Below are 24,728 nucleotides of genomic sequence, written 5' to 3'. Positions count from 1 at the left end.
TCGACTCGGTGCCACCGGCACCAGGTGAGGTCACCGACAGGCCGGTCCACCGTGGCTGGCCTGGACTGAGGCTGCAGACCATAACAAGGGGCGCCTCCTGTGACTCAAACTCACAGGAGGCGCCCCTTCGCCGTTCCCTCCACAGGACAGTGCTCCGGTCTGGCCTTCGTCCGCCGGCCGAGTCCAGGCTCGGTGCATGCAGGTAGCCCTCATCACCGACCTCGGTGCGATCACCGAAGAATGCGCCCGAGTCGCCGAAAGCATCGGCATCTCACTGACCGTCCTGCCTCCCGACTCCGGAGGCTGGCAGTCCGCGTCGCTCATCCTCCTCGGCGAAGACGTCCGCGAGGCCCCAGCCACCGACAAGGCGGACAAGATCCTCGTCGTCCTCGACGATGACGAACCCTCCTCGACCTGGGCGAGAGCAGCCCACCTCGGCGTCGACCAGCTCGCCATGCTGCCCGCCGCAGCGGAATGGCTGAGCGGGCGGATGATCGCGGCTGTCGAACCGCCGAGCGCACCCGGAACCACGGTCGGCGTCGTTGCCGGCTGCGGAGGAGCGGGAGCCTCCGTGCTCGCATGCGCACTCGCCCGACGGGCCGGAGCCGACTACAGCACCGTCCTCGTCGACGCCGACCCACTCGGTGGTGGAGTCGACCTCGTCCTCGGCGCCGAAGCGGTGCCCGGGCCCAGGTGGACCGACCTCAGCGCCTCCCGCGGACAGCTGCGCCCCTCCACCTTGGCCGATGCGCTGCCCCGCCACGACGGACTCGCTCTGCTGTCCTGGGGTCGGGACGACACCGTCGACCTCGACCCGGACGTCTTCGACGACTTCCTCGCCGCGGCCGGTCAGGCCTTCGACCTCGTCATCGTCGACCTTCCCCGCCATGCCCCGCCCCAATGGACCAGGCGCTGCCATCATGTCCTCCTCGTCTCCCCGGCCCGGGTGCGATCTGCCGTCGCCTCCTCCCAAGTGGCCAAACGCCTCTCCCAGGCTCACCCGGACGTGCGCCTCGTGGTCCGCGAAACCGGGGCCGGCGGACTCGACGCCGACCTCCTCGCCGACTCCATCGGTCTGAGCCTGGCCGGAAGCATCCGTGATGATCGGGGCCTGTCCGCCGCCGTCGATCGCGGCGAGGGAATTCCGGGCGGAGCGCACCTCGGCCGCCTCGTCGACCGATTGCTGGGGGAGTGGGTGGAATGAGCGAATGGCTCGACGCCTCCCTGGTCGCCGACGTCCGCAAAACGCTGCTCGACAACCCGGGACCGGTGACCACGTCCGCCGTCGCCGAGGCGGTCCAACGCACCGGACGCGTGCTCGGTTCCTCCGCCCTGCTCGAACTCGTCACCCGGCTGTCCGCGCAGCTGTCCGGAGCCGGGCCCCTGCAATCCGTGCTCGAGGTGCCCGGCACCACGGACGTGTTCGTCAACGGACCGCGAGAGATCTTCGCCGACACCGGTGACGGACCCCGGCTGCTCGACCTCACGCTCGGGTCCGAGGAGGACGTGCGGTCCTTGGCGGTGCGGTTGGCAGCCCTCGGCGGACGCCGCCTCGACGATTCGAGTCCCTATGTCGATGTGCGCCTGCCCGACGGGGTGCGGATGAACGCGATCGTCCCACCGATCTCCGGGGAGACGACGACGATCAGCTTCCGCGTGCCCAAACGGGCCGGATTCCCCTTTTCCCAGCTCTGCGCCGAAGGGTTCGTCCCCGACGAGATCAGCCCCCTCATCGCCGAGGCGGTCACCTCCCGGGCGAACATCCTCATCTCCGGCGGGACGGGCACGGGAAAGACTGTCCTCCTCGGCGCTCTGCTGTCCCTGGTGGAGACGATCCAGCGCATCGTCATCGTCGAGGACTCCCGCGAACTCATCGTCACCCACCCCCACACCGTCCAACTCGCCGCCCGCCAGGCCAATGTCGAAGGCGGCGGCGAAGTGACCCTGACCGACCTCGTTCGCAACGCCCTGCGGATGCGGCCCGACCGCCTCGTCGTCGGGGAGTGCCGCGGCGCCGAGGTCCGGGACATGCTCACCGCGCTCAACACCGGTCATGAGGGTGGGTGCGCGACGATCCACGCGAACACCGCCGAGGCTGTGCCGAGCCGGGTGGCCGCGCTCGGTGCGCTGGCGCAGATGAGCCCGGACGCCGTGTATTCGCAGTTCTCCACTGCAATCGACCTCGTCATCCATCTGCGTCGCACCGGTTCCGAACGGGGAATCACGGAACTGGCGATCCCGACGAGGACCGGAGCCGAGGGAGTCGTCATGGAACCGGTGTGGGGCCGCCCGTCACCATCGACGACGGGCACCGTCAATCGACGTGCCCTGGCTCGGTTCGAAGCCGTGCTCGAACAGAAATCCGCCCGATGATCGTTCTCACCGCCGTCCTCATCGCGGCCGGGATCATCCTCGCCGCACCCCCGGATCCGGGGTCGAGACTGCGGGAGCTCCTCCACCGCGGCGAAGGCGGCGAACCGGCGCGGAAAGGAGTGCGTGCCTTCTTTCGCCGAGGCGGCCACACCGCCGATGATCAGGCCGAACGGCTGTGGGCGATCGCCGCCGTCGAGAACTGCGCCCACCTGCTCAAGGTGGGGATGACTCCGCAGGCGGTGATGACCACACTGAGTCGGCACAATGACGCATTGGCCCCGATCTCACGCGCGATCTCGTTGGGTGAGGAACCCGGACGCGCCATCGCCACCCGCAGCAGCGCCTTGTCTGAAACCGCCGCTCATGTGCTGTCCGGAATGGCCGCCGTGTGGACGGTGTCCGAACGCTCCGGAGCCCCCGCCGCGGAGATGATCCTCCGCTATGCGGCAGCTCAGAGAGACGCACTCGATGCCGAACGCGAACGCCGCATCGCCATGGCCGGACCGAGGTCGACGGTGCGGGTGCTCAGCTGGCTGCCGCTCATCGGCGTCGGACTCGGCCTGCTCATCGGCGTCCGTCCTCTGGAGCTCATCAGCGGGCTGCCGGGACAGCTGAGCATCGGGGCCGGCCTCCTTCTGTATGGGGCCGGCCGATGGTGGATGCGGACGATGATGCTGCGGGCGCAGAGGTGACCATGATTCCCCTGCTCATCGGTGTCTGTGTCGGGCTCGGCGTGCTGCTGTGGTCGGGAACGACCCGCGGGAGACTGCAGAGCCTCCTCGGCGAGAGCAGGACCGATCCCACCGACACCGAGGCGGCCGCACCGGAGGCGGGAACGGCCGGATCGGGCACAGAGCGGGCGGTGGCCGATGATCAGTTGGCGTTCGACCTTGACCTCGTGGCGATCTGCCTGACCTCGGGCCTGCCGATTCCCGTGGCGCTGACCCTGACCGCCGAGGCGACCGACGACCGATCGGGTCTGCAGAGGATCGCGCGTGCGATGACGATCGGGGGACGCAGACTCGCCGACGACGACCGGCTGCTGCCGGTGCTCGAGGTCTTCGAGTTCTCCGAACACACGGGTGTCGGCCCGGCACCTCTCATCGAGTCCGTGGCCGAGGAGCTGCGAGCCTCCTCCCGCCGTCGTCGGCAGGAGGCCGCCGCCTCATTGGGAGTGCAGCTGGTGCTGCCCTTGGGTGTGTGCATTCTGCCGGCGTTCCTGCTGCTCTCGGTCGTGCCGGTCGTGATCTCGCTGCTCTCCGACCTCACGACCGTGTTCTTCTGAGGTGTGCGCGACCGCGGCACGCGGCGGTTTTCACCCGGCCCGGAAGCGGCGGTGACCTGGTTTTCAGGCTCGACCGATAGGCTCGGGACATGGCACCGGTCACACCCTTCAATCAGCTGTCCAATGTCGAACAAGCCGAGAACTACGCCGAGAACCTCTTCATCGGTCGATCCGTGCGTCTGCGCCCCTTGAGGGAGGATGATCTGCCCTACCTCGAACAGTGGTGGTTCGATCCCTCGATCGTGGTCCTGCAGAATCACACGGTTCTGCCGCGGCCGGAAGGGGGAGTGTCCGAACAGTTCTCGCAGTGGAGCGCGAACACGTCGAGCGAGGCAGTCGGCTTCAGCATCGAACTGACCGAAACCGAAGAGTTCGTCGGTCACGTCACGCTCTACGGACGCAACCCCATCAATCAGTCCGCCACTCTGGCGATCGTGCTCGGCCCCGAATTCCACGGCCGCGGATACGGTTCGGACGCCGTGCGACTGGCCGTGAAATACGGGTTCCTCCAGCTGGGACTCAACCGCATCGAGCTGCAGACCTGGGCGTTCAACACCCGCGGGATCGCCTCCTATACAAAGGCGGGATTCGTCGAAGAAGGCCGTCGACGCGAAGCCGTGTTCTTCAACGGCCGTCGTCACGACGAAGTGATCATGGCCATCCTCAAAAACGACTGGGCCGGCAACACCTGATGCGTCGGCAGCACTGACTCCTTCGCAGTTTCCTGTGGACGGACTCTCCACTCGACCACCGTGATCCTGTGGACCCAGAACCCGTTTCCACAGGCGCGAAACCGAGTCTGGACACGTCGGTGCGCTCACTCCCAGGATGAAGGTCCGCTCGCAGAGTGCGAACGGGATTTCAGCCAAGGAGGAGAGCATGGCCACCACATCACCGCCCCCGGAGATCGATGATCCGCCGACGCGGCAGATCGAACCCGTCGAGGATCACCAGGTGATCGAAGAGTTCTGGGAGCCCGACACCGGAGCGACCACCGCCGAATATGCGATCACCACTCTGGCCGCGTGCGGATTCGCCGCTCTGCTCGTCGTGGTTCTCAAATCCGAACCGATCAAGGAACTCATCACCGGGGTCATCTCCTCGGCGCTCGGGTTGGGAAGCTGAGCCGTCTCATGGCACGCGGACGCTCCCGTCAGCGGCAGCGAGGAAAGGACGGCGATTTGGGAACGGCGACGGCGGAATTCGCCGTCGTCATGCCGGCCGTCGTGCTTCTCATCGTCCTGCTCACGGGAGCAGCCGCGGTCGGCTTCTCCCAGCTGCGAGCCTTCGACGCGGCACGGTCCGCGGCCCGTGAGATCGCCCGTGGCGAACCCCAGGCGGCAGTCGTGTCCGAAGCGAAGAAGCACGCCGGTGACTCCTCGACGGTTCGCGTCCGAGCCGACGGCGGATATTCGGTCGTCACGGTCACGATCGAACTGCCGGCCGCGATCTTCTTCCTCGACACCGTCGATGCGAATGCCACCGCGCGATTCGAAGGCGACAGGAGCGGGCCGTCATGACGAACATCGTCGTGGGGCTCTGCTCGATCGTGTTCGTCCTCGTCGCCGCCATCGGCAGCCTCGGCCAGGCCTTCGTCGCCCACAGTCGGGCGCAGAGCGCTGCGGACCTGGCTGCGCTCGCCGCCGCGGACGCCGTGCGGGGACTGGCCACCGGAGAACCGTGTGAGATGGCGAAGGAAGTCGCGAAGCGCAATGGCGGTCACCTCGAGGACTGCCGTGCTTCGCTCAGCGAACAGTCCGCCTATGTCGTCATCGAAGTCGACATCCCCGGGCCTCTGCCGAAGGTCAGAGAGGAGGCTGTCGCTGGGAAATGAGGGGGACCGCTACCGGAGAACGGTGCGCAGCAGCCGCAGCGCAGCGTCCTTCTCCAGCGGTTCGTTCCCGTTGCCGCACTTCGGCGACTGCACACACGACGGGCACCCCTCGATGCACTCACATGCTGCAATGGCATCCCGGGTCGCACCCAGCCACTCCTCGATGACCTCGCTGCCGCGTTCGGCGAATCCCGCACCACCGGTCAGGCCGTCGTAGACGAACACCGTCGCCAGTCCGGTGTCGGCATGCAGTGCGGTCGACACTCCGCCGATGTCCCAGCGGTCACAGCCGGCGAAGAGCGGCAGCAGACCGATCGATGCGTGCTCGGCGGCATGGACGGCGCCGGGCAGGTCGCCGGAGACGACTTCTGCCTCGTCGAGGACGCTCTGCGGGATCGTCCACCACACGGCCTTCGTCCGCAGAGTGCGCTCCGGCAGGTCCAGTTCGTGTTCGGCGATGATCGCTCCACCGCGCTTGGCTCGCATCCGGTAGGCCACGACCTGATCCTTGACGTCGACGGTGCCGCTGCACACCGCCACTCCGGAGGCCAGAACGCGCTGTGCATCGGTGTCGACGATCGAGATCTCAGTCTGCGAGCGCGGCTGAGTCGTGTAGTCGACCTCGGCACGTTCGACGGCGACGATGCGGTCCTCGAGGTCGAGATCGAGGACGGTGAAATCGATGCCCTGATGCGTATACACCGCTCCCGGATGGGCGCCCGTGTGGGCACCCGATTCGTCGACAGTGCCCAGCAGAGTGCCGGTGCTCGCCTCGACCAGGCTGAACTGTCCACCGCCGGAACCGCGGATATCGGACAGGTCGGTGGCCGGTTGGTCTTTGGCCCAGAACCATCCGGTTGGTCGTGCCCGCAGCAACTTCGCCTCCACGAGGTCGTCGATGACCTCGGACGAATTGTCCGGGAAGTGCACGAGGTCGGCTGACTTCAGCGGCACTTCGGCGGCAGCCGCACAGAGGTGGCCCGAGAGCACATGCGGATTGCCCGGATGGATGATGCCGGCGTCGACGGGGGAGTCGAAGATGACTTCGGGATGATGGACGACGTACGTATCGAGCGGATCATCGCGGGCGATGAACACGGCCATCCACCGCTGCCCGGCCCTGCCGGCGCGCCCCGCCTGCTGCCACAGGGACGCCAGAGTTCCCGGCCAGCCGGAGATGATGACGAGGTCGAGCCCGGAGATGTCGATGCCCAACTCCAGGGCATTCGTCGACGCCACGGCCAGCAGCTGGCCCGACCGCAGAGCGGTCTCGAGCATCCTGCGCTCTTCGGCCAGATACCCGCCCCGGTACGCTGCGACCTTGCCGGTCAGGGTCTCGTCCACCTGTCCCACCTGGTCGCGGACGGTCTGCGCGAGGGCTTCGGTGCCGCGGCGGGAGGCAATGAACGTGATCGACCGAAAGCCCGCGCACATCGAATCGGTGATGACATCGGCTGCCTCGACCAGACCGCTGCGCCGGTCCCCGCCCGGAGACACCGGGGGTTCCCACAGCGCAAAGCTGCCGGCCGCCCGCGGCGACGAATCCTCGGTCACCGCATGTGCGGGCCGACCGGTCAGCTTCGCAAAAGCCACGTCCGGGTCAGCCATCGTCGCCGAGGCTCCGATGACGACCGGGGACGCGCCATAGTGGGCGGCGATGCGCAGCAGGCGGCGCAGGATGAGCGCGACATGGGACCCGAACACTCCGCGGTACCGGTGGGCCTCATCGATGACGATGAAGCGGAGGTTCTTGAACATCCGAGCGAAGCGCTCGTGCTGGGGCAGAACGCTGCGGTGGAGCATGTCCGGGTTGGTGAAGATGATGTTCGCATGCCGTCTCGCCCAGTCCTTCGAGACCTGCGAGGTGTCCCCGTCATAGCTGGCCGGCCGCATGCCCTGGAAGACGAACCGTTCGAGTTTGTCCAGCTGATCGGCGGCCAGCGCCTTCGTCGGCGCGATGTAGATCGCCGAGGCGGTGCGCAGCTTCCCGCGAGTCGATTGGATCGCTTCGAGCACCGGCAGCCAGAATCCCAACGACTTGCCCGACGCGGTGGGGGTGGCGATGACGACGTCGGAACCGTCCCTGGCTGTCTGTGCCGCTTCGAGCTGGTGCTGCCACAGAGCGTCGACGCCGATGGCATGGCAGGCGTGCTTGAGTTCCTCGTCGATCCAGTCCGGCCATTCCGCGTCCCGTTCGAACCGTTGCGGGATATCGCGGACATGGACGATCCGCTCATCCCGGGCACCGAAACCGGTGACGATATCGAGAAGAGCAGAGGAGGCCATGAGTCAATTATGGCGCAGTCGCTAGGATTCTTCTGTGACTGATCTGCCGTTGGCCCACCTGGGCGAGACCCTCTACCGTTCCGGATACACCGAACCGCGGCTGCGCCAGTTCTGGGGTGCCGCGACCTCGGAGGCGCTGCTGCGCAACAACGCCGCACCCGCCATCCACCACTGCGCCCGGACGCTGGCGGACCAGTCGGCGACGGCCGCCGACCGCGCACTGGCCGGTGCCGCGCTGCTCTTCCACTTCCACCGCACCATCCCGGTCACCGAGGTCCGTGCCCTGTTGGGGGAGTCATTCGACACCGCCGCCGAGGCGGGGCTGATCACCGTGGACGACGACGAGGTGACCGCCCCGTTCGCGCTGACCCCCTATGAACTTCCCGTCGGTGTCCCGCGCGGCTTCCGTCCCGGGGACGAGAACCTCTACCTCGTCGCCGATCACGGCACCCTGACCAACCCGGATGTTCTCGACGGCAAGTTCGTGCTCGGACTCGGCGGTGCCGGCCGGACGTTGGTGTCCATCACCCCGCGCGACCATGTCGGCGTGGCCGCCGATATCGGCACCGGCTGCGGAATCCAAGCCCTGCTGCTGGCACGCCATAGCGACCGGGTCATCGCCACCGACATCTCCCACCGAGCCCTGCGCCTGGCGGAACTCTCGGCCGGACTCAACGGTGTGACGACGATCGAATTCCGGCACGGGTCTCTCCTCGAACCGCTGAGCGATCCCGTCGATCTGCTCGTGTCGAATCCGCCGTTCGTCATCACCCCACGCAGCACGGACACCACCTTCGAGTACCGAGACGGCGGCATGACCGGGGACCGACTGGTTCGGGAACTCTTCACCCGGATCCCTGCGCACCTCACCGCGGGCGGACGCAGCGTCTGCCTCGGAAACTGGGAAGCCGCCTCGGGGACGGACGATGGACCGGAGACCTGGGTCGACGATGCGGATACATCGGTGTTCGTCATCGAACGCGAGGCCCTTGACCCCATCGCCTACGCGGAAACGTGGATCCGCGACGGCGGGATCCCTCGTGCCAGCACCGCCTGGAACGAGGCGGCATCTGCCTGGATCGACGACTTCGCCACCAGAGGTGTGGACGAAATCGTGTTCGGGTACGTGTTGATGAGCCGTTCCGATAACGATGTGCCAACGATTGAATCTGCAGACTCCGCGGGCAGCCAAGACACGTCGAGCCTCGCCGGCGGGCCGTCGGGGGAGGGAGTATTCAAAACCCGGGTGAGAGTCACCTCGGCGCCGGCGAACAATTCGCACGGACTCGCAGAGTTCCTCACCACGATCATTGCGATCCGATCCTGGCTGGCCGCGGCCGGACCGGAGGAGATCGCCGAGACCGCATTCACCCGTTCGCCCGACCTCGTCGAACATCGCCATTTCGTTCCCGGCGCACCGGAACCCACCTCGATCACCTTGGAACAGGGGATCGGCTTCGGGCAGGTCTTCGACCTCGATACGGCGTTGGCCGGATTCGTGTCCGTCGCGGATGGGACACTGACGCTGAGGCAGACGGCCGGGGCCCTGGCCCAGCTTCTCGAGGTCGATCCCACGGCTTTGGAAGATCAGCTCGTGGCGCAGGTCAGAGCCCTGTGCGCGGCGGGTGCACTGCTGCCCGACAGCGGCTCTGTCGAGGCCTCGACGACTCGGACGACCGTGGAATAGGGATAGGATCGGAAACCGTTGACCCCGTGTCCGAGCTGAGATCGGACGTGGTCCGGGCAGCCTCCGGGCCGCGAGGGTCGATGAGGTTCGTGCCCGAACAACAGTGTTACATTGGGCCGGATCGTCCATTGAAGCGGGCATCTGATGCCGTGAGAGGAATGTGAAAGCGTGACCACAACCGAGAAGAAGCCCCGTCGCCTCGTCATCGTCGAGTCTCCGACGAAGGCGCGCACGATTGTGGGATACCTCGGCGACGGTTATGACGTCGAGGCCTCCGTCGGTCATATCCGCGACCTGCCTACCCCCTCGGAGCTGCCCGCCGATATGAAGAAGGGGCCGTACGGAAAGTTCGCTGTCGACGTCGACAACAACTTCGATCCCTACTACCGGATCGATCCGGGCAAGAAGAAGAAGGTCACCGAACTCAAGCGTCTGCTCAAGGACGCCGACGAACTCTATTTGGCAACGGATGAGGACCGCGAGGGAGAGGCCATCGCTTGGCATCTGCTCGAAGTCCTCAAGCCGAAGATCCCGGTCAAGCGCATGGTCTTCCACGAGATCACGCCTGAGGCGATCGAACGTGCCCTGGAGAACACCCGCGAAATCGACACCTCGCTCGTCGATGCGCAGGAGACCCGCCGCATCCTCGACCGTCTCTACGGCTACGAGGTCTCACCCGTGCTGTGGCGCAAGATCCGTGCCGGACTCTCGGCCGGACGCGTCCAGTCCGTGGCCACCAGACTCGTTGTCGAACGCGAACGCGAACGCATGGCTTTCGTGCCCGCCGACTACTGGGACCTCGACATCGACCTCGGTCTGCCGGACGGGACGAACCCGTTCGCTGCGAACCTCACCACCCTCGACGGGTCCCGAGTGGCTTCCGGTCGTGACTTCAATGACAAGGGCGAGCTGAAGAACACCTCGGCGACGATCGTCGACCAGGCACGCGCGGAATCCCTGGCCACTGAGCTCAACGGCAGTGCGAAGAATGCACTGACGGTGACCGCGGTGGAGTCGAAGCCGTACTCCCGCCGCCCGGCCGCTCCGTTCACGACTTCGACCCTGCAGCAGGAAGCCGGACGCAAACTGCGCATGAGCGCCCGTCAGGCGATGCGCACCGCCCAGTCGCTGTACGAACACGGCTACATCACCTATATGCGTACCGACTCCTCGGCGCTGTCGGGTCAGGCCATCTCTGCTGCGCGCAAGCAGGTGACCGAACTCTACGGCCCCGAATTCGTTCCGCAGTCACCGCGCCAGTACGCGAGCAAGCAGAAATCGGCACAGGAAGCCCACGAGGCGATCCGCCCTGCCGGTGACTCCTTCCGCACCCCGGCGCAGGTGTCCAAGCAGCTCAACGGCGACGAATTCCGTCTCTACGACCTCATCTGGAAGCGCACCGTCGCCAGCCAGATGTCCGATGCGAAGGGCAAGACCGCGACCATCAAGGTCAGTGCGGCACTCGCTGACGGGCACGAAGCCGGATTCAGCGCCAGCGGCACTGTCATCACCTTCCGCGGTTTCCTCGCCGCGTATGAAGAAGGGCAGGATGCGTCTCGCTACGACACGAAGTCCGGGGAGTCGCGACTGCCGCAGGTCGAAGAGGGCCAGTCGCTGTCGGTCGTCAAGGCCGAAGCCGACGGACACACCACCGCTCCGCCGCCGCGTTTCACCGAAGCCAGCCTGGTCAAGCAGCTCGAGGAGCTCGGCATCGGCCGTCCCTCGACGTATGCTGCGACGATCTCCGTCATCCAGGACCGCGGCTATGTGACCACTCGCGGCAACGCACTGGTGCCCAGCTGGTTGGCGTTCTCCGTCGTCCGTCTGCTCGAAGAGCACTTCACCGGTCTCGTCGACTACGCGTTCACCGCCGACCTCGAAGCCGAGCTCGACCGGATCGCGATGGGCGAAGAGGACCGCAACGACTGGTTGGCCGGGTTCTACTTCGGAGACAAGAATCAGGACCGTGAGGGACTCAAAGCCATCGTCGACGACCTCGGCGATATCGATGCCCGCGAGGTCAACACCGTCGCCATCAGCGAAGGTGTGAACCTGCGCGTTGGCCGCTACGGTCCTTACCTCGAAGTCACCTCGGAGAAGGAAGGCGAGGACCCGAAGCGCGTCTCCGTCCCCGACGATCTGGCACCCGATGAGTTGACGGCGGCGAAAGCGGCCGAACTCATCGAATCCCAGGGCGACGGCGACCGTGAGCTCGGTGTCGACCCGGAGACCGGACACACCATTGTGGCGAAGAACGGTCGTTTCGGACCCTATGTCTCCGAGGTGCTGCCCGAGCCCGAGGCGAAGCCGAAGCGTGGAGCCAAGAAGCCGAAGCCGCGCACCGGTTCACTGTTCAAGTCGATGGACCTCAACTCGATCGACCTCGAGACCGCGCTCAAGCTGCTCAGCCTTCCGCGTGTGGTCGGCCAGGACGAAGAGGGCACGGACATCACCGCGCAGAACGGCCGCTACGGACCGTACCTGAAGAAGGGCACGGACTCCCGCTCGCTGACGGATGAGGAGCAGATCTTCAACATCACCCTCGAGGAGGCGCTGAAGATCTATTCCGAGCCGAAGCAGCGCGGCGGTCGTCGTGCCGCAGCACCGCTGAAGGAACTCGGTGAGGATCCGGAGACGAAGAAGCCCGTCGTCGTCAAGGACGGTCGCTTCGGCCCATATGTCACCGATGGTGAGACGAATGCGACTCTGCGCAAGGACGACTCCGTCGAAGCCGTGACCCTCGAACGTGCCGCAACTCTGCTGGCTGAGAAGCGCGCGAAGGGACCGGCGAAGAAGAAGACGACGCGCAAGGCTCCGGCGAAGAAGGCACCCGCCAAGAAGACGACGGCAACCAAGACGACAGCCGCGAAGAAGACCACTGCGTCCAAGTCGACAGCGGCGAAGAGCACCGCTGCGAAGAAGACGACGGCCACTAAATCGACGGCGTCGAAGACCACTGCTGCGAAGAAGACGAGCACGGCCAAACCGAAGACTCCCTGAGTCGACGGCCGCCGAGCCCGCAGCATTCACTTTCGCCCCCTGCCTGAAGCATCAGGCAGGGGGCGAAAGTGTATCCAGAGTCTGTCTCTTCGCTTGACCTCGTTCTAAGCGCGCGATGAATCCGCGAAGTCGGTGAGCGCCTGGCCGTCGAGGCGATAGGTCTCCCACTCGTTCTGCGGCTTCGCTCCCAGCGATTCGTAGAAACCGATCGACGGTGTGTTCCATTTGAGCACGCACCATTCGAGCCGGGTCAGTCCACGCTCCTGGCAGATCTGCGCCAGCCGGCCGAGCAGTGCCTTTCCGGCTCCCGAGCCCCGATGCTCGGGGGCGACGAAGAGGTCCTCGAGCCAGATGCCGTTCTTGCCCGTCCAAGTGGAGAACGAATGGAACCAGATTGCGATGCCGATGACCTCGCCGGCGGACTCGGCCACGAGGCCGAAGGTATTCGCATGGCCACCCTCGGGGAACATCACGGCCGCGAAGTCCGCCTCGGTGGCCTCGACGGCATCCGGTTCCTTCTCGTAGACGGCCAGGGCATGGACGAGGCGCAGGATGTCGGGCAGATCCGCGGGCTCTGCTTCACGAACGGTGACGGTCATGGTGTGTCCTCAGAGTCGGTGTTTGTCTGCGTGGGCGGCCACCTCGGCCAGCTCCTCGGCGGTGGGGGACTGGGGTGTTTCCGGATGCGCGTCGGAGTAGAAGGCGGCGAACGCCTCGGCGACGGAATCGATCGTCACCTCGGGGTGGATCTCGCTGATCGATCCGCCCGTAGACGGATCCCATTCGATGCCGAGGGCGGCTTCGACATCGGTGAGCACCGCACGGATCGGATCCGGATCCTCGATGACGACGGACGACGAAAACAGCCACGCCCCGGAGACCACACGCTGCGCGGTGCCGATCGCCTTGATCCGCCCGGCCACATTGACGCTGTGTTCGCCCGGGCAGTATTCGCCGGGAATCTCGCCGAGGCGGGCGTCGATGCCCAGCCCCCGCAGCACCTCGACATAATCCTCACCGAAACCGGTGAACCGTGCGTTGGTGTTCGTGATGAACGAATCACTCGGTTCGATGTGATCGATGACCAGAGATCCCGGATGGTAGGCAGCCGCACGCCCGCCGAGGCTGCGCAGAGCAGGCGTGAAACCGTGGTCCCGGGCCGCTTCGATGGCGGTGGCGAAGCCGGGCAGGAAACGATCACGGGCACCGAAGGCCAGAGTCGGGGCAGGCCGGTACATCCGCAGAGTCGCCCCGCGACGTCCGGCCTTGACCGAATCGAGGAGGACGCGGGCGAACGCGAGTTCTTCCACCGGTCCCAAACCGTCTGCGGCCACCGTGGTCATCGCCAGTCTGTCTGTGTGCACGAGTTCAAGGGTAGAGGATCGGCAGGCTCTGACCGGGTTCGGGTTGTCGCAGATCGCACTCGTTTCCAAGAGATATGTCAGTTCGGGCAGATAGTGTAGGGCTGTGAGCATGTTGACGACTACAGGACACCGACTGCCCGGAGCCCCCGGCCGCCTGGTCACCGAGACCGCCGCCTGGGGTGCACTGATCGTTCTTGTCGCGATCAGCTATGTCGTGGCAGGAACCAGCGGACTCGTCGCGACGGTGGGCGGACGCGCCTTCACCGCCATGGGGGAGTCGCTGAGCGCCGGAGGATTCGACAACCAGATGGGCAGCCTGTCGCTGCTCATCGTCTTCGCCCTCTCCTGCGCCGGCCTCTTCATCCCCTCCAAGGTCTTCGCCTCACGACCTCCGGGGGTGCGCAAGACCGCTCTGTCGATCTCCGCGATCATCGAAGCCGCGGTCCTCGTCGTCCTCAGCCTCGCTCCCAGTGCCTGGCTGACCTGGGTCGCGGCCCTGTTCCTCGGCGCCGTGGTGGGACTGCTCATGAGCATCAACCCGTTCAGACATGAGAAGCCGTGGCGTCGTGTCGGCATTCCCGCGGCCGTCCTCGTGTTCGTCTCCTGCGCTTTCCAGATCCTCGGCGGCTCCGCTGCGGGAACCCAGGCGCTCGGATGGGTGTCACTGCTGGTGGGCATCGGCATGGCCGCCGGTTCCGTGATCATCTTCCTCGCCCCCGAACGCGCCCTGCACGCGGAGTCCGCGACGACCGGGCAGTTCCCCGAACTCAAAGCCCGGGTGGCCCGCCCCGCCGAATCGATTTCGAATCCGTGGGTGTGCATCGGCCTCTTCGCCGTCCTCGGCGCCACCTTCATGCTCGCTCAGCCGACGGCGATCGGCCACGGCTACGGTCAAGCTGGCTTCGCGGTCATCATCGCCTGCTGTCTCGTCGGATGGGCAATCGGATTCGAGATGGGTCCGACCTTCGCTCCCGGAATGTCCCGTCCGCGCGTGTCCACCTTCGGTCTGCTCGTCTCCGGTGTGCTGCTGCTGGCCACCGGAAGCATCAACGAACTCTCCGGCAAGGTCGTGCTCTCGGCCGCGATCGCGTTCCTCGTCGGCATCGGCGTGCGCGCTCAGCCCTATGACTTCTCCCGCCGCTACGGTGCCGTCGCCGGTGCCGGCCTGGCATTGGTGATCAACGCACTCGACCTCGGCGGCACGGTCGAAGTCGGTTCGAGCCCGGACTGGGTTCTGGCCCCCAGCGACGTCGCGTTCCTCATCTTCGGCATCGCCGCTCTCGTCGCCGGAGTCATCGGACTCTTCACGTTCGACCCCCACAAACTGCAGGGTCTGTCCGTCGACATCGTCCACGGATTCCGTCCGCCCAGCCAGCCCGAGACCGCGGCAGGCGGGCTCGGAAACTCGGCTGAGCGCCTCGGCGCCGGGTTCTTCATCGCCATCGAAGGCGGAGACGGTTCGGGCAAGACCACGCAGATCAAACGCATCTCCGCCGCCCTGGCCGATGACGGTTATCACGTGGAGTCCACGCGCGAACCCGGCGGCACCGAACTGGGCACGAAGATTCGTTCAGTCCTCTTCGACTCCGATCCGCCGAGCCCGCGTACCGAAGCCCTGCTCTTCGCCGCCGACCGCGCCCACCATGTGGCGTCCCTGGTCGATCCCAGCCTCGACGCCGGAAACATCGTCATCACCGACCGATATATCGATTCGACGATCGCCTACCAGTCGGCCGGCCGCAGCTTCGACGAGAAGACGATCCTCGCGCTCAGCCGGTGGGCCACCCAGGGGCTCGTGCCGAACCTGACGATCGTCCTCGACATCGAACCCGAGGTCGCCGCCGAGCGGATGGGCAAGCGCGGCGACAGCAACTACCTCGACCAGGAGAACCAGCAGTTCCACCAGCGGGTGCGCCAGACCTACCTGTCCCGTGCCCACAAGGAACTCGACCGGTACGTCGTCCTCGACGCTTCGGTCGACGCCGATGAGCTCACCGAACAGATCCTCGCAGCCATCCGCGCCCGCCTTCCGCAGACGCTGGTCAAACGCGACACCGGCACCGAGGCGGCCCCCGCCTCAACGTCGACGGCTGAGGCCGACAACGGTCCGGAACGCAGTTCCGTGCCGATCGCTGCCGTAGCCGCCGGGACCGTGCCCGACGACGGCACGGCCGAGGCAGACGACGGTTCCGACGACGCCCACTCCGGCGACAGCTCTGCAGACTCGGTCGATGCCCGCGAGACTGAAGACGACGCCGTCGATGGCAGCGAAGCAATAGGCGAAGCAGCCGCTGATGCAACAGACACCGACGATATCGACGATGCGGTGCACGAACGCGGACCGCGCTTCGTCCCGGCCTCCAGCGATCGGTTCGTTCCCTCTGCGATCACCGACGCCGAGGCCGAGATCTCCGGTGCGGTTCCCACCGAACGCGTCGACCTCGGGGCCGATCTGCGGGAGGATCCGGCCGCCTCGGCGAATGTGGAACGCTCCGCCGCTTCCGCATCCCCGGCATCCGCGGATGAGAATGCGGACCGGGATTCGGAAGGCGATGAGGAGGAACTTCCGTCCTTCTTGGAACCGAAGGGCTCGCATCGTTCAGATGAGGCCCCGAACCGTTCCGACGAGGACGCGGCGACCACGGTGCTGCCGGCCAGCGGGACCGCCTCGGAGGCGCTCGTCGACGACAGCGACGAGGCCGATGGGGTGCCGACGGACCGAATCGCCACGGACGAGAATGCTGAGACTCGGATCGTCAACCGCGTCGACCCCGAAGACGCCGAAACTCGCGTTGTCCACCGTGCCGATCCACCTGCCGAAACCGGCCCGGATGACGCAGCAGGCGACTCGGTCGACGGCGGGGACGCGGAGACCACGGTTCTGCCAGCCCGCACCTCCCGCGAGATGAGCCGTGAACGACTGCAGGCTCAGGCCGAGATCGAACGGCAGGCTCGGGAGCGCTTGCGCCGGCAGCGCGAACGCAGCAACCGTCGCTTCACCAACCGGGAGGATTCCTGAAGTGAGCGTCTTCGACGAACTCGTCGGCCAGGATGACGTCATCACCCAGCTCGGCTATGCGCTCGACAACCCGGCGGCGATGACCCATGCGTGGCTGTTCACCGGACCGCCCGGGTCGGGCCGATCGAATGCGGCACGCGCCTTCGCCGCCGCGCTCATCTCCGGGGGCACTGAATCGAATGACGTGACCGCCCGAGTGCTGTCGGGTCATCACGAGTCCCTGACGATCATGTCGACGCAGAAATCGGTCATATCGATCGAAGAGGTCCGTGAACTCGTGTCCAAGGCACAGGCGTCGCCCGTGAACTCGAAATGGCGCGTCGTCATCATCGAAGATGCCGACCGGATGATGGAGCGCACCGCGAACGTGCTGCTCAAAGCCATCGAAGAGCCGCCTCCGGGAACCGTGTGGCTGCTGTGCGCGCCGAGTCCGATCGATGTGCTCACCACCATCCGGTCGCGGTGTCGTCCTGTGCGACTGCGCATCCCCTCTCGGGATGCCGTGGCACAGCTGCTGATGCAGCGCGACAACGTCTCGGAAGATCGCGCACACTGGGCTGCCGCAGTGGCCCAGAACCACATCGGGCGCGCGAAATACCTCGCACTCAACGAATCGGCTGATGCCGAACGTAAACAGATTCTCGCGATCCCCGGCAAACTCACCTCCGTGGGGGCGACGATCCGTTTGGCCGGCCGCATCGTCGACAACGCTGCCGAAACCGCGAAGTCACGAGTCGAAGAGCGCAACGCCGCCGAGCGGACTCAGCTGCTGACCACCTTGGGTGTCGAAGGGGAGAAGACGATTCCGCCGTCGGCCAGAGCGCAGATCAGGAAGCTCGAGGAGGAGCAGAAGCGCCGCTCGGTGCGGGCCCGCAACGATGAGCTCGACCGGATCTTCCTCGAACTCATGAGCCTCTACCGCGACATCCTCATGTACCAGCTGGGGATCCGTGACGGGTGGATCAACGCGGGCGAAGTCGACCTCATCGCCGAACAGGCGAACCGGGATGGTCCCGACACCACGCTGCTGCGCATCGACGCCATCACCGAGGCCCGCCAGCGTCTGCAGACGAACATGTCGCCGGTGCTCATCGTCGAAGCAGCCTTCGTGCTGCTGTCGAACCCCTGGCTGCAGGAAGACCGCACCGGCGCGATCTAAGTTCCGGGGCCCGACAGCTGCTGGGGGAGCAGCAGGCCCCTCAGCTCTCCGTGAGGAGCTCTGCGACGAGTGCCGCGGTGAGTTCGATGCGGCGGGGAATCCAGATCTGCAGAGCATGTTCGGTGCGGGCGTGGGATCCTCCGCCGACTGTGCCGAGACCATCAAGAGTCGGTGTTCCGACTCCGGCGGTGAAGTTGCCGTCAGATCCGCCGCCGACTGCGACCGACCGCAGCGGTGGATGTCCGAGTCGTCCGGCCAGACGTTGGGCTCGGGCATAGAGGCCCATGGCCATGTCCTCTTCGAGCGGTGCGCGGTTGATGCCACCCTTGAGTTCGATCTTGGCACCGGCCACGGTGGGCGACAGCGCACGCAGAGCGTCATCGATGCGCACCTGCTCTTTCGCCGAGGCTGCTCTGGAGTCGATGCCGACGACGGCTTTGGCAGGCACGGTGTTCGTGGTCGATCCGCTGGTCATCACGGTCGGAACGACGGAGGTGCCGACCGCGGGCTTGTGCAGTGCGGCGATTTCGATGACCTGGTTGGCCACTTCGATGGTGGCGTTGATTCCCTTCTCCGGTTCGACTCCGGCGTGCGATGCCAGACCGGTGACGTGGAGCTGATAGATCGCCACTCCTTTGCGAGCGATCTTGACGGCACCATGCGCGGCGCCGCTTTCGAACACGAGAGCGGCCTTCGCCCCGCGGGCTTCGTCTTCGATGATCTGCCGAGAGCCCGGGGAGCCGAGTTCCTCATCGGCAGTGATGAGGAGGCTGACACCATCGAGGCTGCCGAGTTCGGCACGGACCTTCGCCAAGGCGTAGATCGCGATGAGCAGTCCGCCCTTCATATCATCGGCGCCGGGTCCGCGGACCACCCCGTCCTTGACCGAGTACGGGAAGTCGGCGAGCGTGCCGGTGGGCCAGACAGTGTCGTGGTGACCGATGAGCACGACCTTGCGCGGGCCGGTGCCGAAGCGCCACAGCACATGCGGGTGGCCGTCGGTCTCGATGATCTGAGGCGCGGCACCGAGCATCCCGGTGCCGATGCGCGAGACGAGCCGGGCGCTGCGGGCCAATAAAGAGAGGTCGTTGGAGAACGACTCGCATTCGATGAGCGCTTGGAAATCACTCATGAAGTCGTCGGAGTCGAACTCTGCCATGGATGTCTCACCCTCGTGTCTGTGCCAACTGTCCTTTCAAGGTTAGCGGGTGCGCGACTGTTGCTGTGCGGCACCCGCTCGACGGCGGGCCGGACGCCCGGATGTCGCCCGTCAGTAAGGGGGTGACGAAGCTCTCTGTCTCTACCGCCCAGCAGGGCGATCGCCGTTTTGACCGCTGGCAGAGAAGTTGGCTAAAGTTGGTTCGGTTGCCGCCTTAGCTCAGTCGGCAGAGCGATTCACTCGTAATGAATAGGTCGCGGGTTCGATTCCCGCAGGCGGCTCGGCAACAGCCCCTCTGATCAGCAGAAATGATGATCAGAGGGGCATTTTGCATCCGTCGTGTCTGCGCCGAGGACGCGAGACTCTCAGACGCTCAGCGCTTCTTCACGGGCTTGAACGACGTCGAGCACTTCCACGTCGTCTTGCCCTTCTTTGCCGTCACGGTCACGGAAACCTTCTTGCCCGGTGTCGCTCCGGAGATGTAGTACTTCAGTGAGGCCTTGCCCTTCTTCGATGCGGTGGCCTTCTTCTTCGTCTTCGTCGTCTTGTAGTGAGCGATGGTCTCAACCTTGGCCTTCGGCCCGACCTTCGAGACGTTGACCCAGGTGTTCGAGTACTGGCGGGGCTTCGAGTTAGACATCTTCACTGCGCATTTCTTCGTCGCAGCTTCGGCAGGTGCCGCGTCGACGGCGATGGGGCCGGCGAGCAGGCCGGCCGCAAGGGTCAGCGCCATCAGCTTCGAGCCCATCTTCGTGCGGGCAGGGGTGGTCAAGGACATGATTCTCCAGGGGGTCAGAAATGATGAGTCGAGCCATCTTAACCACACCTGCTGTCTTTCGGTGCCGCCGAAATGACTCGGCCGGAGAACTGTTATCAGTTCGAGAGGTCAGTGGGGGCTGTCGTCTCAATCCGCGCCTCTCCGATCCGCGGTCGCGCCATGCTCCGAACGGGACCAGCGTGTGTTGCTCGTCACCCGAAACCGGGGCACAATGGGACGTGCGAATGTTACTGAACGATCGATCAGATCTCAGGGTCGATCTTCCATCCAGTCTGTGAGGAATTCATGAGCGAAGCGTTCATCTACGACGCGGTGCGCACCCCACGCGGTAAGAACCGCGGCGGGGCGCTGCACAGCGTCAAACCCATCGATCTCGTGACCGGGCTCATCGACGCTCTCCGCGAGCGCAACCCCGATCTCGACGACAAGGCCATCGACGACATCGTCCTCGGCGTCGTCTCTCCAGTCGGCGAACAGGGCAGCGACATCGCCCGTGTCGCCGCGATCGCCGCCGGCCTCGACGAGTCCGTCGCCGGCGTTCAGGTCAACCGCTTCTGCGCCTCCGGGCTCGAAGCCGTCAACATCGCCGCCCAGAAGGTCGGCTCCGGATTCGAGAACCTCGTCCTCGCCGGTGGCGTCGAATCGATGTCCCGTGTGCCGCTGGGATCCGACGGCGGAGCCTGGGCGCAGGATCCGGCGACGAACTATGACACGTACTTCGTGCCCCAGGGAATCGGTGCCGACCTCATCGCCACCACCGAGGGCTTCAGCCGTGCAGACGTGGACGCCTTCGCCGCCGAATCGCAGAAGCGAGCCGCCGCGGCCTGGGAGAACAGCCTCTTCGAAAATTCGATCATCCCGGTCAAGGACATCAACGGCATCACCGTGCTCGACCGCGATGAGCACATGCGTCCCGGATCGACCGTCGAATCGCTGTCTCAGCTGCCACCAGCCTTCGCCAAGCTCGCCGCTCAGACCGGGTTCGACGAGGTGGCCCTGCAGAAGTACCACTGGATCGAAGCCATCGACCACGTCCACACCGCCGCGAACTCCTCCGGAATCGTCGACGGAGCTGCGCTCGTCATCCTCGGCGACGAGGAAGTCGGTCAGAAGATGGGGATGAAGCCCCGCGCCCGGATCGTCTCCACCGCAGTCACTGGGTCCGAACCCACCATCATGCTCACCGGTCCGACTCCGGCGACGAAGAAGGCCCTTGACAAAGCCGGCATGACCGTCGATGACATCGATCTGTTCGAACTCAACGAGGCATTCGCCGCCGTCGTGCTCAAGTGGATGAAGGATCTCAACATCCCCCACGAGAAGGTCAACGTCAACGGCGGAGCCATCGCCATGGGCCACCCGCTGGGAGCCACCGGCGCCATGATTCTGGGCACTGTTCTCGACGAACTCGAGCGCCGCGACCTTAAGCGTGGACTCGTCACCCTGTGCATCGGCGCAGGCATGGGCATCGCGACGATCATCGAAAGGGTCTGACATGACGAACACTGAAACCACAGCTGCCGACTACCAGCGCAACACCGATGCCGATGGCATCGTCACCGTCGTCATCGACGAGCCCGGTGCCAAGGTCAACACCATGAACGACTACTTCGCGGCCGCCCTCGAGGCGACCGTGGAATGGCTCGAAGCCAATGTCGACGACATCACCGGCGTCATCCTCACCTCCCCGAAGAAGACCTTCTTCGCCGGTGGCAACCTCAACAAGCTGCGTGAAGCCGACCCGGCCAATGCCGCAGAGGAATTCGAGGCTGTCGAACACCTCAAGAAGGTGCTGCGCCGACTCGAGACCTTCGGCAAACCCGTTGTCGCCGCCCTCGGCGGCGCGGCCCTGGGCGGCGGACTCGAACTCGCTCTGGCCGCCCACCATCGGATCGCGGCCGACGACAACCCGAGCGCCCGCTTCGGCTTCCCCGAGGTCTCACTCGGCCTGCTGCCAGGAGGGGGCGGAGTCGCCCGGTCGGTGCGCATGCTCGGCATCCAGACCGCCCTGCAGAAGGCCATCCTGCCGTCGACGAAGTTCAAGGCCGCCGACGCCCAGGCGCTCGGCCTCATCGACGAACTCGCTCCTGCGGCCGAACTCGAGTCCAAGGCCAAGGCCTGGATCAAAGCCAACCCCGAGGCTGTGCAGCCGTGGGACGTCAAGGGCTTCAAGATCCCGGGTGGCTCGCCGTCCTCGCCGAAGATCGGCGCGATGCTTCCCGCTCTGCCGTCCTTGCTGCGCAAGCAGGGCAAGGGTGCACCGATGCCGGCTCCGCGAGCCGTGGTCGCAGCAGCCGTCGAAGGCGCGCTGGTCGACATCGACACCGCGCTGACGGTCGAATCCCGCTACTTCGTCAACGTCACCCATACTCCGGTGGCGAAGAACATGATCAAGGCGTTCTTCTTCGACCTCGGCCACATCAACTCCGGCGGCTCGCGCCCTGACGGCTTCGAACCCCGTCAGGTAAAGAAGCTCGGCGTGATCGGCGCCGGAATGATGGGGGCGGCGATCGCCTACAGCGCTGCGAAGTCGGGCATCGAGGTCGTCCTCAAGGACGTCGAGCTCGCCAACGCGGAGAAGGGCAAGGCCTACGCCGCCAAGCGTGAGGAATCGGCCCTGGCCAAGGGCAAGACCACCGAGGCGAAGTCGCAGGCTGTCCTCGACCGGATCACCCCGAGCGCCTCGGCCGAGGATTTCGCCGGTGTCGACTTCGTCATCGAAGCGGTCTTCGAGTCCGTCGATCTCAAGCAGAAGGTGTTCCAGGAGATCCAGGACATCGTCGAGCCTGATGCGGTCCTCGGTTCGAACACCTCGACCCTGCCGATCACCGACCTGGCGAAGGGCGTCACCCGGGACAAGGACTTCATCGGCGTCCACTTCTTCTCGCCGGCTGACAAGATGCCGCTGGTCGAGATCATCTGCGGCGAGAACACCTCCGATGAGGTCCTCGCGCGCACCTTCGATCTCGTGCAGCAGATCCGGAAGACTCCGATCGTCGTCAACGACTCGCGCGGATTCTTCACCTCCCGCGTCATCGGCACCTTCATCGCCGAGGCGGTCGCCGCCGTGGGCGAGGGAGTGGAACCGGCCAGCGTGGAACAGGCGGCCCTGCAGGCCGGGTACCCCACGGGTGCCCTGCAGCTGCTCGACGAGCTGACGCTGACCCTGTCGCAGAAGATCAACCAGGAGACCCGCGACGCGGTTGAGGCCGCGGGCGGCACCTGGATAGCCCACCCCTCCGAAGCCGTCTTCGACTGGATGGTCGAGCAGGGACGGACCGGACGCAAGGACGGCGCCGGCTTCTACGACTACGACGAGAACGGCAAACGCACCACGCTGTGGCAGGGTGTGCGCGAGAAGTACGAATCGGGATCGAATGATCAGCCCTTCGCCGACCTCCAGGAGCGGATGCTCTTCGCCGAGGCGATCGAAACGGTCAAGTGCCTCGACGAGGGCGTGCTCACCTCGGTTCCGGATGCGAACATCGGTTCGATCTTCGGCATCGGATTCCCCGCCTGGACCGGCGGCGTCCTCCAGTACATCAACCAGTACGAAGGCGGACTGCAGGGCTTCGTCGAACGCGCGAACGAACTCGCCGCGAAGTACGGCGAGCACTTCACCCCGCCGGCATCGCTGGTCGAGCGCGCGAAGACCGGGGAGACCTACGAGTAAATCGCAGGTCAGCTGTGCCGTTCCCGCCCTGACGATCGCCGAGGCGGGACGGCACCTGGAATAGCCAGATGGCCTTCCGGTGTTGTCCGATGACACTGAAATCTCAGTGTCACTGACATCTACCGGAAGGCCATTGCTATGCGCGCTGCCGTCTATGACGCCTACACCGAGAACTTCGACGACATCACGGTTCGGGACCTGCCCGACCCGAAGGTGCCGCCGGCCTCGGTGCTTATCGAAGTCAGAGCGGCAGGGGTCAACCCTGTCGATTGGAAGCTCGTCGGCGGGCACCTCGACCCGGTCATGCCCACACAGTTTCCCGTCACCCCGGGCTGGGATGTCGCCGGAGTCGTCGTCGGTCTCGGATTCGACACCCCGGAATTCTCGATCGGGGACGAAGTCGTCGCCTATGCCCGTAAGGACGTGCTGGGCGGAGGAACCTTCGCAGAGAAGGTTGCGGTCCCGGTCCATGCGGTGGCTCCGAAGCCGAAGAGCCTCAGCTGGGAACAGGCCGGCGGTCTGCCGCTGGCCGGCGGCACCGCTCTGCGCACCCTCGAGTCCCTCGGTGACCTGGAAGGCAGGACCGTGCTCGTCCACGGAGCGTCCGGGGGAGTGGGCAGCTTCGCCGTGCAGATCGCCCGAGCCGCCGGCGCCCGCGTCATCGGCACCGCTTCGGAAGCCAACCACGAGTACCTGCGTGGGCTCGGCGCCGAACCCGTGACCTACGGCGACGGTCTGGTCGAGCGCGTCCTCGAGGTCGCCGACGGCAAGGTCGACGGGGTCGCGGACTTCGTCGGGGGAGTCCTCGAAGACACCCTGGCCGTGCTCGCCGAGGGCGGCAGCCACGCCTCGGTGGCCGATCCCAGCGTCGCCGAACACGGCGGACGCTACATCTGGGTACGTCCCGACGGATCCGAGACGGCCAGGCTCGGTCTCCTCGTCGACGAAGGCAAGCTGACCGTCGAGGTTGCCGGAACCTTTGGTCTCGACGAAGTGCCCCAGGCGTTCAAGGACAGCGCCGCTGGCCACGTGCGCGGCAAACTCGTCATCGTCCCCTGACCATTGGGTGACCATCCTCGGTGGTCGAAAGATCGCCGAGGCGGGGCTCGGC

Annotated in this window: 20 protein-coding genes and 1 tRNA gene; 16 read left to right on the top strand and 5 right to left on the bottom strand. The window is 65.8% G+C overall.

Annotated features, from left to right (window positions below):
• Positions 1-196: 196 nt before the first annotated feature.
• The 8 genes from ssd to BEP01S_RS14935 all read left to right on the top strand — a co-directional run bounded on the left by ssd (position 197) and on the right by BEP01S_RS14935 (position 5,492).
• Positions 197-1,204, top strand: coding sequence for a septum site-determining protein Ssd (gene ssd / locus BEP01S_RS14970; protein ID WP_062244825.1), 1,008 nt, complete (start codon positions 197-199; stop codon positions 1,202-1,204).
• The gene (locus tag BEP01S_RS14965) at positions 1,201-2,373 is read left to right on the top strand and encodes a TadA family conjugal transfer-associated ATPase (protein WP_062244823.1); all 1,173 of its coding nucleotides are present in this window, start codon (positions 1,201-1,203) and stop codon (positions 2,371-2,373) included. Before ssd ends, BEP01S_RS14965 begins: the two co-directional genes overlap by 4 nt.
• Entirely contained in the window at positions 2,370-3,065 is a 696-nt protein-coding gene (locus BEP01S_RS14960; protein ID WP_039211356.1) for a type II secretion system F family protein, read from the top strand. Before BEP01S_RS14965 ends, BEP01S_RS14960 begins: the two co-directional genes overlap by 4 nt.
• Entirely contained in the window at positions 3,026-3,658 is a 633-nt protein-coding gene (locus tag BEP01S_RS14955; RefSeq protein ID WP_244882281.1) for a type II secretion system F family protein, read from the top strand. Before BEP01S_RS14960 ends, BEP01S_RS14955 begins: the two co-directional genes overlap by 40 nt.
• An 89-nt stretch (positions 3,659-3,747) precedes the next feature.
• Complete coding sequence (locus tag BEP01S_RS14950; protein WP_062244820.1) at positions 3,748-4,350, top strand: GNAT family N-acetyltransferase; 603 nt, start codon at positions 3,748-3,750, stop codon at positions 4,348-4,350.
• A 187-nt stretch (positions 4,351-4,537) separates the two neighbouring features.
• Positions 4,538-4,783 carry a DUF4244 domain-containing protein gene (locus BEP01S_RS14945; protein ID WP_083532757.1) on the top strand — a complete coding sequence of 82 codons (246 nt, stop codon included), beginning with the start codon at positions 4,538-4,540 and terminating at the stop codon, positions 4,781-4,783.
• An 8-nt stretch (positions 4,784-4,791) separates the two neighbouring features.
• Entirely contained in the window at positions 4,792-5,178 is a 387-nt protein-coding gene (locus BEP01S_RS14940) for a TadE family protein (protein WP_062244816.1), read from the top strand.
• A complete protein-coding gene (locus BEP01S_RS14935) occupies positions 5,175-5,492 on the top strand; it encodes an Rv3654c family TadE-like protein (RefSeq protein WP_062244812.1) in 318 nt (105 codons plus the stop codon). Before BEP01S_RS14940 ends, BEP01S_RS14935 begins: the two co-directional genes overlap by 4 nt.
• 9 nt (positions 5,493-5,501) lie before the next feature.
• Here the strand turns inward: BEP01S_RS14935 and sftH are convergent, their stop codons facing one another.
• Positions 5,502-7,778: a DEAD/DEAH box helicase gene (sftH, locus tag BEP01S_RS14930; protein WP_062244809.1), complete on the bottom strand. Its 2,277-nt coding sequence runs from the start codon at positions 7,776-7,778 to the stop codon at positions 5,502-5,504.
• Positions 7,779-7,812: 34 nt separating this feature from the next.
• On the opposite strand from sftH, the gene BEP01S_RS14925 reads away from it, so the two are divergent.
• Both BEP01S_RS14925 and topA read left to right on the top strand, forming a co-directional pair.
• The gene (locus tag BEP01S_RS14925) at positions 7,813-9,465 is read left to right on the top strand and encodes a methyltransferase (RefSeq protein ID WP_244882279.1); all 1,653 of its coding nucleotides are present in this window, start codon (positions 7,813-7,815) and stop codon (positions 9,463-9,465) included.
• Between the two features lie 168 nt (positions 9,466-9,633).
• Positions 9,634-12,465 carry a type I DNA topoisomerase gene (gene topA, locus BEP01S_RS14920; RefSeq protein ID WP_062244806.1) on the top strand — a complete coding sequence of 944 codons (2,832 nt, stop codon included), beginning with the start codon at positions 9,634-9,636 and terminating at the stop codon, positions 12,463-12,465.
• 104 nt (positions 12,466-12,569) lie between these two features.
• Here topA and BEP01S_RS14915 read toward each other — a convergent pair whose 3' ends face one another.
• Both BEP01S_RS14915 and BEP01S_RS14910 read right to left on the bottom strand, forming a co-directional pair.
• Complete coding sequence (locus BEP01S_RS14915) at positions 12,570-13,064, bottom strand: GNAT family N-acetyltransferase (protein WP_062244803.1); 495 nt, start codon at positions 13,062-13,064, stop codon at positions 12,570-12,572.
• Between the two features lie 9 nt (positions 13,065-13,073).
• Positions 13,074-13,808: a lipoate--protein ligase family protein gene (locus BEP01S_RS14910; protein ID WP_062244800.1), complete on the bottom strand. Its 735-nt coding sequence runs from the start codon at positions 13,806-13,808 to the stop codon at positions 13,074-13,076.
• A gap of 130 nt (positions 13,809-13,938) precedes the next feature.
• Here BEP01S_RS14910 and tmk point away from each other — a divergent pair, with 130 nt between their 5' ends.
• Positions 13,939-16,848: a dTMP kinase gene (gene tmk, locus BEP01S_RS14905; RefSeq protein ID WP_083532769.1), complete on the top strand. Its 2,910-nt coding sequence runs from the start codon at positions 13,939-13,941 to the stop codon at positions 16,846-16,848.
• A gap of 1 nt (position 16,849) precedes the next feature.
• Positions 16,850-18,007: a DNA polymerase III subunit delta' gene (locus BEP01S_RS14900; RefSeq protein WP_062244797.1), complete on the top strand. Its 1,158-nt coding sequence runs from the start codon at positions 16,850-16,852 to the stop codon at positions 18,005-18,007.
• A 40-nt stretch (positions 18,008-18,047) separates the two neighbouring features.
• On the opposite strand, the gene BEP01S_RS14895 is transcribed toward BEP01S_RS14900, so the two are convergent.
• Positions 18,048-19,166, bottom strand: a complete 1,119-nt coding sequence (locus BEP01S_RS14895) for a M20/M25/M40 family metallo-hydrolase (RefSeq protein ID WP_062244794.1) — start codon at positions 19,164-19,166, stop codon at positions 18,048-18,050.
• Positions 19,167-19,374: 208 nt separating this feature from the next.
• Here BEP01S_RS14895 and BEP01S_RS14890 point away from each other — a divergent pair.
• A tRNA-Thr gene (locus BEP01S_RS14890) sits at positions 19,375-19,447 on the top strand.
• 92 nt (positions 19,448-19,539) lie between these two features.
• Here the strand turns inward: BEP01S_RS14890 and BEP01S_RS14885 are convergent.
• Positions 19,540-19,944, bottom strand: coding sequence for a hypothetical protein (locus tag BEP01S_RS14885; RefSeq protein ID WP_062244792.1), 405 nt, complete (start codon positions 19,942-19,944; stop codon positions 19,540-19,542).
• A 285-nt stretch (positions 19,945-20,229) separates the two neighbouring features.
• Here BEP01S_RS14885 and BEP01S_RS14880 point away from each other — a divergent pair, with 285 nt between their 5' ends.
• From BEP01S_RS14880 to BEP01S_RS14870, 3 genes are all read left to right on the top strand, one after another.
• Positions 20,230-21,438: an acetyl-CoA C-acetyltransferase gene (locus tag BEP01S_RS14880; protein WP_062244790.1), complete on the top strand. Its 1,209-nt coding sequence runs from the start codon at positions 20,230-20,232 to the stop codon at positions 21,436-21,438.
• Between the two features lies 1 nt (position 21,439).
• The gene (locus BEP01S_RS14875) at positions 21,440-23,617 is read left to right on the top strand and encodes a 3-hydroxyacyl-CoA dehydrogenase NAD-binding domain-containing protein (RefSeq protein WP_062244787.1); all 2,178 of its coding nucleotides are present in this window, start codon (positions 21,440-21,442) and stop codon (positions 23,615-23,617) included.
• Between the two features lie 138 nt (positions 23,618-23,755).
• Positions 23,756-24,676 (top strand): NADP-dependent oxidoreductase, encoded by a 921-nt coding sequence (locus BEP01S_RS14870; protein ID WP_062244784.1) that lies wholly within the window; start codon positions 23,756-23,758, stop codon positions 24,674-24,676.
• The last annotated feature ends 52 nt before the right edge of the window (positions 24,677-24,728 follow it).

The organism is Brevibacterium epidermidis NBRC 14811, from assembly GCF_001570805.1.
Lineage (GTDB): Bacteria > Actinomycetota > Actinomycetes > Actinomycetales > Brevibacteriaceae > Brevibacterium > Brevibacterium epidermidis.
Note: the sequence above shows the minus strand (reverse complement) of the source record. Positions and strands in the feature narration are given on the sequence as shown.